This window comes from Diplocloster hominis, from assembly GCF_032380655.1.
In the GTDB taxonomy this organism is placed as follows: Bacteria; Bacillota; Clostridia; order Lachnospirales; family Lachnospiraceae; genus Diplocloster; species Diplocloster hominis.
Genome location: NZ_JAWDIY010000051.1, coordinates 24,069 through 32,526, shown reverse-complemented (window position 1 = coordinate 32,526; position 8,458 = coordinate 24,069). Strand labels below are relative to the sequence as shown.

Annotated in this window: 10 protein-coding genes and 1 pseudogene; 10 read left to right on the top strand and 1 reads right to left on the bottom strand. The window is 46.4% G+C overall.

What is annotated here, in order from left to right; genetic code table 11:
• Positions 1-227: 227 nt before the first annotated feature.
• From ABC831_RS24790 to ABC831_RS24780, 3 genes are read left to right on the top strand one after another with little or no spacing between them, the layout of a single operon-like run.
• Entirely contained in the window at positions 228-548 is a 321-nt protein-coding gene (locus ABC831_RS24790; RefSeq protein WP_343250753.1) for a hypothetical protein, read from the top strand.
• Between the two features lie 2 nt (positions 549-550).
• Entirely contained in the window at positions 551-841 is a 291-nt protein-coding gene (locus ABC831_RS24785; protein WP_343250752.1) for a phage holin family protein, read from the top strand.
• 3 nt (positions 842-844) lie between these two features.
• The gene (locus ABC831_RS24780) at positions 845-1,795 is read left to right on the top strand and encodes a GH25 family lysozyme (protein ID WP_343250751.1); all 951 of its coding nucleotides are present in this window, start codon (positions 845-847) and stop codon (positions 1,793-1,795) included.
• Between the two features lie 42 nt (positions 1,796-1,837).
• Here the strand turns inward: ABC831_RS24780 and ABC831_RS24775 are convergent, their stop codons facing one another.
• Positions 1,838-2,050, bottom strand: a complete 213-nt coding sequence (locus tag ABC831_RS24775; RefSeq protein ID WP_343250750.1) for a helix-turn-helix transcriptional regulator — start codon at positions 2,048-2,050, stop codon at positions 1,838-1,840.
• A gap of 736 nt (positions 2,051-2,786) precedes the next feature.
• Between ABC831_RS24775 and ABC831_RS24770 the strand changes: the two are divergent.
• The 7 genes and pseudogenes from ABC831_RS24770 to ABC831_RS24740 all read left to right on the top strand — a co-directional run.
• Positions 2,787-3,227: pseudogene (locus ABC831_RS24770) on the top strand (ATPase, T2SS/T4P/T4SS family); the annotation flags it as partial.
• A gap of 158 nt (positions 3,228-3,385) precedes the next feature.
• Positions 3,386-3,976 carry a type II secretion system F family protein gene (locus tag ABC831_RS24765; protein ID WP_343250749.1) on the top strand — a complete coding sequence of 197 codons (591 nt, stop codon included), beginning with the start codon at positions 3,386-3,388 and terminating at the stop codon, positions 3,974-3,976.
• A 2-nt stretch (positions 3,977-3,978) separates the two neighbouring features.
• Positions 3,979-5,346 (top strand): type II secretion system F family protein, encoded by a 1,368-nt coding sequence (locus ABC831_RS24760; protein WP_343250748.1) that lies wholly within the window; start codon positions 3,979-3,981, stop codon positions 5,344-5,346.
• Positions 5,347-5,389: 43 nt separating this feature from the next.
• Positions 5,390-5,557 carry a Flp1 family type IVb pilin gene (locus ABC831_RS24755; RefSeq protein WP_343250747.1) on the top strand — a complete coding sequence of 56 codons (168 nt, stop codon included), beginning with the start codon at positions 5,390-5,392 and terminating at the stop codon, positions 5,555-5,557.
• On the top strand, positions 5,523-7,022 hold the full coding sequence (locus ABC831_RS24750; RefSeq protein ID WP_343250746.1) for a DUF5702 domain-containing protein: 1,500 nt from the start codon (positions 5,523-5,525) through the stop codon (positions 7,020-7,022). The genes ABC831_RS24755 and ABC831_RS24750 overlap by 35 nt, the downstream gene beginning before the upstream one ends.
• Positions 7,023-7,175: 153 nt before the next feature.
• Positions 7,176-7,883, top strand: coding sequence for a hypothetical protein (locus ABC831_RS24745; RefSeq protein ID WP_343250745.1), 708 nt, complete (start codon positions 7,176-7,178; stop codon positions 7,881-7,883).
• A 121-nt stretch (positions 7,884-8,004) separates the two neighbouring features.
• Positions 8,005-8,439, top strand: a complete 435-nt coding sequence (locus ABC831_RS24740; protein WP_343250744.1) for an A24 family peptidase — start codon at positions 8,005-8,007, stop codon at positions 8,437-8,439.
• Positions 8,440-8,458: the final 19 nt, after the last annotated feature.

The window sequence follows — 8,458 nt, the reverse complement described above, 5'->3', positions numbered from 1 at the left end:
CCCGGATATATTTATAGATCCAGTAAGCTTCCCGGCTGCACCGTCTGCTCCCGCAGCCGGAATAGTAAGTGACGTGACCGTACCGGATCTGATTTTAAAACCGGCTAAATTATTATTTAAAGAAGAAAGAGGTGGTAGGCAGAATGAGGAGGTGAAAGACAAAAATTGAGATAATCGGTTTCGACCGGCTCCGACCAGGGGCCGGTTTTATATTGCACAGAAAGGACTTGATTGATATTGACCAGATAGCAAAGTATATCATCGATAATTGGGTGGGCTGGCTGTTTGCGGCAATGGTACCGGCCCTGGGATACGTATATGCAAAAACCATTGCCATCCGCGCTGGCTTGCGGGCATTGCTCCGGGATCGAATCTTACAGGCGTATAACCACTATCACGAAGACAAGGGATATTGCCCGATTTATGCGTTGGAAAACGTGGAAGAAATGTATAAACAGTACCACGCCCTTGGGGGAAACGGTACTATCACAAAGCTGGTTGAGGAGCTGAAAGAGCTGCCAACCAGCCTGAAAGAAAAGGAGAGATGAACATGGATATTATGAATTATGTTAAACCGGAACTGATTATTGTTGCCGTAGTGGTATACTTTTTAGGTTTAGGGATCAAGAAGAGCCAGACGATCAAAGATAAATATATCCCTTTTATCAACGGCGCTGTTGCAGTAGTTTTATGCGGTTTGTGGGTGTTCGCGACATCCAGCTTTGGCTCTGGGCAGGACGTTGCAATGGGATTGTTTGTGGGGATTACACAAGGTATTTTGACAGCCGGCCTAAGCACCTATGCAGATCAGCTTGTCAAGCAGGCCAGGAAGGGGGAATAAGTCATGTATTTAGGAATAGATCTAAGCTACCATAATAAGAACGTCGATTTTTCCAAACTGAAAGCGGCCGGTATAGAATATGTCATCCTGCGGGCAGGGTACGGCCAGAACAACATCGACAAAGCTTTCGACCGCTATGCGCAGGCCTGTATCGACCACGGTATCCCGTTCGGTGCTTACTGGTTTGGGTATCCACTTGATGTGGACATGGCCCGCCAGGAGGCGCGCTGGGCCATAGAGGTTGTCGGGAAATACCGGTCCCGCTGCCCGATTGCTTATGACTTGGAATACGACTCAATCGAGTATGCGAAGAAGATAGGAGTCCAGATCGACCGCGGTCAGGCAACGGAAATGGCCCGGGTATTCTGCGAGGAAGTCGCTGCAGCCGGATACAACCCGCTCTTATACTCCAATAAAGACTATCTGAAAAACTATTTCGACATCGACCGGATCGACGCCTATCTGTGGTACTCCCGTTACACCTCCAGGTTAAGTGATTCGGAGAAGCGTTCCTGCGCCATCTGGCAGAAATCTTCATCTGGAAAGGTTCCCGGTATCAGCGGCAAAGTTGATCTTAATGAATTTTATGTGGATTTTGAATCTGCGGAAGATGTCCCGGAACCCACGCAGTCTGGCCGGCCAGAGGTCAGGGCGTTGCAGAATGCGTTGAATATGGATGGATACCGAGATGGCGAGGGGAAACCGCTGGAAGAGGACGGGAAAGCCGGCCCCAAGACCATGGCCGCGATCGGAAAGGTTGTACTGCGGCGAGGTAGCTCAGGGGTCACCGTAGATTGGGCACAGAAGCGCCTGAACGAGCTGTCAGGCGCCGGGCTGAAAGAGGATGGTGAATATGGACCTGCGACGGAAAATGCGGTCAAGAAGCGCCAGAGGGCGACAGGATTGAAGATAGATGGTCTTTGCGGACCGAATACTATCACAAGCCTGATGTAATACGCAAAATTCCCCGGTCATCACTGGCCGGGGAATATCATTCTAAAATTCGTTTGAGAATTCTAATTCTACAAGTTTTTCCAAACTAATCCCATAAATTCGACAGAGCTGCACCACATCCCCGATCCGCGGTTCCCGGCGTCCGGTCTCCCAATTACCGAGGCATTGCCGGGAGACATGTATCTGATCTGCGGCTTCGCTCTGCGTTAGGCCGGCAGCATGACGGTATTCGGCCAGTTTTTGCCCAATTTTCATGATCATACCCTCCATTGGCTACAGTATGAAGCTTTTTCGGCGAGATTGCAAGTCAAATAATAATTTATCGACCACCACTACCGTTTTGGAAAGCGGGATCATATTAAAGCGCAACGGTAAAAACAGATTGTTGCTAATCAGTAATACTGCGATATCCACAGGGGGATACACACTACCGACTATTGATAAACCCAGCCACAGGATAATCGGCGGAACATCCAGTAAAAATGTTGTTACTTGGATAGATAATACCGGGATACTATTTTGTTATAACACCGACACAAATACGTTCTTTGCAGATAAAATATTTTCTAGTCTTTCATGGATTGTAGATTAGCCAAATGATCATTTGGCCACATAAGTAAGGCAGATAGTTACCCAGTTCGATGTGTTAAATCCTCCACCTAAAGCAGATAATTGGATTTGACCACTTGCACTGATTCCAAGAATGGCATTGGATTGCACCGATCCTATCGTGTACGTAGTTACTGGACAACAGTTAGCCGGTAGTGTACCGAGCACAACATAATTTGACGTATCTGTGTATGCTTTTTTAGCTGTACCGGATATGGTAATTGTGATCATACCGCATTTTTGTATTACTTGTATGTCTTGCAAATAGGCATTGGATATCGATGTGGTTTTGACGGTAAAATTATTATTCTTCCTAACTTGATTAACAGTTGGTTTACAAATAGTGTATTATTATATTATATAAGAAACTCTCTATATTATTTTGAGACCAGACCGGATAATCGTGGGAGAGGTAAGAGGCGCGGAAACATTGGACATGCTGCAGGCGATGAATACAGGTCATGACGGATCTTTGAGCACCGGACATGCCAACAGCCCCAAAGATATGTTCAGCAGACTGGAAACAATGGTTATGATGGGGATGAACCTGCCTCTTCCGGCAATACGAAGACAGATAGCATCGGGAATTGATATATTAGTACACCTGGGCAGGCTGAGGGATAAAAGCAGAAAGGTGCTGGAGATTACAGAGGTTTTGGACTGCCAGGAGGAGATACGGACACAGTGTCTGTATGAATATGTGGAGGAAGGAAGGACCAGCGAAGGAGGGGTGAAAGGATGCCTCATAAAAAGACATCCTCTGAGCAACCGGCTAAAATTGTCAAATGCCGGAATCAAACTGGAGGACGACATCACAGAATAATAATTACCAGTCTTGATTATACTTGTTATCGATTTACAAGAAGGGATTGGATTCGGTACGGTGCTGAGGGAATCGCAGTGCTAAGCCTGATCGGCTATCTGTTTTACAGATCCGTTCTGGCAGTTCTATTATTGAGCCCGATGCTATACTTTTTCTATATGGAAAAACGAAAGGATTTGGCGAAGAAACAGCAGCAGATGCTGAATCTGGAGTTCCGGGAGGGGATACAGGCCCTGTCGGCGGCGCTGAGTGCCGGATTCTCGGTGGAAAACTCTTTCCGGGAGGCGTATCGGGATCTGGAGGTCCTTTATGGCAGGGACCGGCTGATTGTGCGGGAATTCGGATTTATGATCCACCAGCTGGAAATGAATGGGACGGTAGAAAAAATACTGGAGGATTTTGCGGCGCGCAGCGGTCTGGATGACGTAAAGAGTTTTGCTGAAGTGTTTTCTACCGCGAAACGCAGCGGTGGTGATCTGGTGGAAATTATAAAAAATACGGTAACCCGAATGTCGGATAAGATTGAGGTAAAACGTGAAATTACAACAATGCTTTCGGAAAAACAGTTAGAACAACGTATTATGAATTGGATTCCTTTTCTGATTATTCTTTATGTGGGGATCAGCTCCCCGGGATTCTTGGATATTCTGTATCACAATCCCCTTGGCACGGTCATTATGAGTGTATGCCTGTTAATCTACGGAGTTTCCTTTTATATGGGAAAAAAGATCGTGGATATTGAGGTATAGCTATGGCTTTAGGTGGTATGATCGTAGTACTTTTTTTATGGATGATATGGATAAGCAGAGGGATAGAGGTTCCGCAGGATCTGCCATTCTATCTGAAACCATTTTATCGGGCAGGTAAGAAGGCGGCCGGTAAAGATAAGCGTGATTTCTATTATATAAAGCTTTCGCTTCTGCTGCTGGTTCTATTTGCCGGCGGGATTGCGGTATTGTTAAACGGTTTCAAGGAATCTTTGGACAGCGTTCTGGTAGAGGGGCATTTCATAGAACGCGGTGGTTTTGGTACCGGGAAAAAAGAATACGACTTGGATTCTGTGATAGAAAAAGAAATAATTCCGGTATCGATCCAGGTGTCCCGGCAGGCAAGGCAGGAAGAGGAACTTCAGCAGCTTATAACACATGCAATGTCAATACTGGATTCGGAAATTCTGGGACTGAATGAGTCTATGGAGTCAGTGCGCACGGATCTAAATCTGCCCTATGATCTGGAAAACGGAGAGATCCAGCTGGAATGGCACACCAGTAATTACAAGATCGTTGAATCATCTGGCAGGATACATAACGAGAATATACGGGAGGAAGGCGAGGAGGTTCTTCTTCAGGCAGAGATGACCTGTCAGAATCAAAGAGCTATGTATGAAAAGAATATACGTGTACTGCCGCCGTACTATTCTCCTGAGGAGGAGCTGGCGCGCAGCCTGGAGAACCAGATTCAAATATTGGATGAAAGCAGCCGGGAGGGGGAAAGACTGGAGCTGCCGGTTCAGATGGATGGAGTCGCAATTCAATGGAGAGAAAGAACCGAAAGCAACAGCTGGAAGATTATTCTGTTAAGTGTGGTGGCAGCAGTTCTGGTTTTCATCGGGAAAGAGAAGGATTTACAAAATCAGGAGGAAAAACGAAAAAAACAGATGTTGATGGATTATCCGGAGCTGGTCAGCAAAATTACTCTGCTGCTGGGAGCAGGTATGAACATTCGTACCGCGTTTGGAAAGGTCGCAGTGGATTACCGGGAGAAAAAGGAAAAACAGGCGTCTGTGAAACGGCATGCTTATGAAGAAATGCTCCTGGCCTATTATGAAATCCAGGGAGGTATTCCGGAACAGCGGGCCTATCAGAATTTTGGAAAACGGTGCCGGGTTCAGAGATATATGAAGTTTTCTTCCCTGCTGATACAGAATATGAAGAAGGGGAATGCCGGTCTGGAGAAGATACTGGAGACGGAAGTCCAGGAGTCGTTGGAAGAGAGAAAGGCACAGGCTAAGAAACTGGGGGAGGAGGCCGGAACACGGTTGTTGGTTCCCATGTTTCTGATGCTGGTGGTGGTATTGATTATCGTGATGGCACCGGCTCTGATCGCTTTTCAATATTAATGGTTCGGGTATGGGAATATAGACAATTAGAAAGGAAAAACATATGAGCTTATGGAAAAAATGGATGGATAATCAGAAAGGAATTGGAACGGTAGAGATCATACTAATCTTACTTGTTTTGCTGGGACTCATCTTCATTTTTAAGGACCAGCTGACATCGCTGGTGGGGGATTTATTTGAGAAAATTGTCAGGCAGAGCAGCACCGTATGAAAAGAGATGTCTGAGCGGTCAAATCACAGTTTTTTTCAGCCTGATTCTGGTATTGCTCTTAAGCCTGCTCGGTACGATTACAGAGGTGGCCAGAACCACCTTGCTGGAAGTCCACGCTGAAAATGTGGGCCTTATGGGGATGGATTCCATATTTGCTGAGTACCATCGGGAACTGTTGGAAAAATACGATGTGTTTTACCTGGACGGCGGTTACGGAGACAAAGAGTTTTCGGAGAGCCGGATATTGCAGAGGCTGCAGTCAGCCATAGGCTGGAATCTGGAGCCGTCTGCAGGCAGACCCTTTCTGAAAAGTACGGATATGTGGCGGCTGAGACTGGAAGAGACAGGATGCGGTGAATTTGTGCTGGCCACAGACTCCGGAGGGGCCGGTTTTTACCGGCAGTGTGTGGAATATCAAAAGGGTACTTCGGGTATTACTTTTTTTGCCGGCCTCCTCACCCGTATAACAGGTTGGACACAATCCCAGAACTTGGGTGAGATCGAAAAAGATTATGCCGATGCTCAAAAAAAACAGGCTGATGACTGGAAGAAAGCAGCAGAGGAGCAGGATAGGGCCGCATCCGAAAATAAGGGCCAGAGCACAGCGGGCAGTGAAATTCAGAATGATACACCGGAAAATCCGATCCAATCGGTAGAAGAGCTGCGAATGCTGAGCCCCCTGCAGTTGGTTTTGGCCGAACCAAATGAAGTGTCACATAACAGAGCGGATATTCTGCAGTATCCCTCACACAGAAAGCTGAATAAAGGAGAGGGAGGTACTGACCCGGAGGCCAATATTTTGACGGATATTATTTTCGATGAATACCTGCTGGAGAAGTTTCCTGATTATACGGACGGAGGCGGGGAAGACTGTCTGAATTATGCGGTGGAATACGTACTTGCAGGGAAAGAAAGCGATATTCAGAATCTGGAATATGTAGTGAACCGATTATTGGTCATTCGCGAAGCTCTTAATTTTTTATATCTGCAGAAGGATGTACAGAAGCAGGAAGAAGCATATACATTGGCAGCAGCTTTGGTGGGGATTACTGGTATTCCGCCGCTTATTGAGGCAGCTAAAATCGGTATCTTGATGACCTGGGCGTTTCAGGAGAGTACGGATGATATCAGTGCCCTTCTGGAGGGGAAGAAGGTACCGCTGATGAAATCAGCAGCCACCTGGAACCAGGAAAGTGACCAGGGGATTTCTTATCAGGATTATCTTCGTATACTGCTGCTGACCCAGAATCGGGAAAAGAAAACTATGCGGACACTGGATCTGATCGAAAGCCGGATACGCCTGTTGGATGACTTCCCGAATTTCCGAATAGATAACTGCGCAGAAACCATGAGAGTCCACTTGAAATTTTCAGCCCCCCGTATTTTTCTATATTTCAGAATGCCGGGAAAAGGTCAGGAACGGCATGTAATAACCATTGACCGTACGTATGGGTATGGATTGTAAAGGAGGTGCACAGCGATGCTCTTTACCCGTAATAAAAGGAATACATGTCTCCAATCGCGACAGGTACTTTACCCGAGAGTGCCGAAACTCCTGCTAAGGTTAAGGGCATCGCTGTGCACCTCCGTGCGTGGGAGTATGACTGCGGAGGCTGCAGTGATTCTGCCATTCGTATTGTTTGTCCTGCTGAGTATGATGTGTTTTACGGAAGCGCTGCGGATTCAAAGGCAAATTCAGGATGCGGCTGTGCAAACCAGTCTGCATATGTCTCAATATGCTTACAAAGGAGATTTGACGCAGATTTATGCGTATAGTAAGCTGAAGGATTATATGAATCAGTCGGATCTGGATTTTTCCATGATTAAAGGTGGGAAGGCGGGAATTTCCTGTCTCTTGTCCGATACACTGGATGACGCGGATCGGGTGGATCTGGTAGTTCGCTACACGTTAAAGCTTCCGTATAATGTAATAGGCCTGCCTGGAATTCCGGTGGTGCAAAGAGCCTGTACCCGGGGATGGACCGGTTATGAGCCTGAAATATGTGAAAAGGAAGAGGAGCAGATCGTATATGTTACGGAGCAGGGGACGGTTTACCATAAGTCGTCTGAATGCAGCCATATTGATCTGACTGTTCGGTCTGCAAAATACCAGGATTTATCCAAACTGAGAAATACGGAAGGGCGAAGATTCAGTGCCTGTGAAAAGTGTGGCAGCAGGACGATCCTGAATGGGCGTATATTTATTACCAACACAGGGAACTGTTATCACACAACGTCGGAGTGCAGCGGATTAAAGAGAGGGATATTGGCAATTCCTATTTCCCAGGCAGAGGATTACCGGCCTTGTTCCAGATGTGGTGGATAAGGAAAGAATGGGGATGCATAGGAGACTTGCTGGGAAAGGATGAAGAAAAGGGGACGGAAGAAAAGGGAACGGAAGAAAGAGACGGAAGAAAAGGAAGGAAGAAAGGGAACGGAAGAAAAAGGTGGGTATAGAGATGGGGCATGTTGAAATTTTGGTAGGCAGTTATTTGGGGATCAGTACAATTTTAGATTTATTTAGAAGGGAAGTTTCTCTGTGGATATCGGCTGCTTTTGGGCTGATTGGGATTACATGGCATTTTATCTTTGAACAAGCCTTCGGGGATATGCTTGGTGGAGTGCTGGTTGGCGGAGGCATCATACTGCTGGCCTTTATAACGGAGGAAGCAATAGGGATTGGAGATGGGATCGCGCTTATCATAACGGGTATCTATCTGGGGTTTTGGAGAAATCTGCAGCTCTGTATGACAGGGTTTATCTTATCTGCTTTATTTTCCGGTATACTACTGCTTACAAAAAAAGCAAAACGAAATCAAGAAGTACCCTTTATTCCCTTTTTGCTGTTGGGATATGGCAGTATGCTGTTCCTTGGAGGATGAAAAAGGAAGGTAATATCGG

Bases quoted from the DNA above. Each gene is read 5' to 3' on its own strand.
- ABC831_RS24785 (WP_343250752.1), top strand. From the start codon at position 551: ATGGATATTATGAATTATGTTAAACCGGAACTGATTATTGTTGCCGTA.
- ABC831_RS24780 (WP_343250751.1), top strand. From the start codon at position 845: ATGTATTTAGGAATAGATCTAAGCTACCATAATAAGAACGTCGATTTT.
- ABC831_RS24775 (WP_343250750.1), bottom strand. From the start codon at position 2,050: ATGAAAATTGGGCAAAAACTGGCCGAATACCGTCATGCTGCCGGCCTA.
- ABC831_RS24765 (WP_343250749.1), top strand. From the start codon at position 3,386: ATGGAAAAACGAAAGGATTTGGCGAAGAAACAGCAGCAGATGCTGAAT.
- ABC831_RS24760 (WP_343250748.1), top strand. From the start codon at position 3,979: ATGGCTTTAGGTGGTATGATCGTAGTACTTTTTTTATGGATGATATGG.
- ABC831_RS24755 (WP_343250747.1), top strand. From the start codon at position 5,390: ATGAGCTTATGGAAAAAATGGATGGATAATCAGAAAGGAATTGGAACG.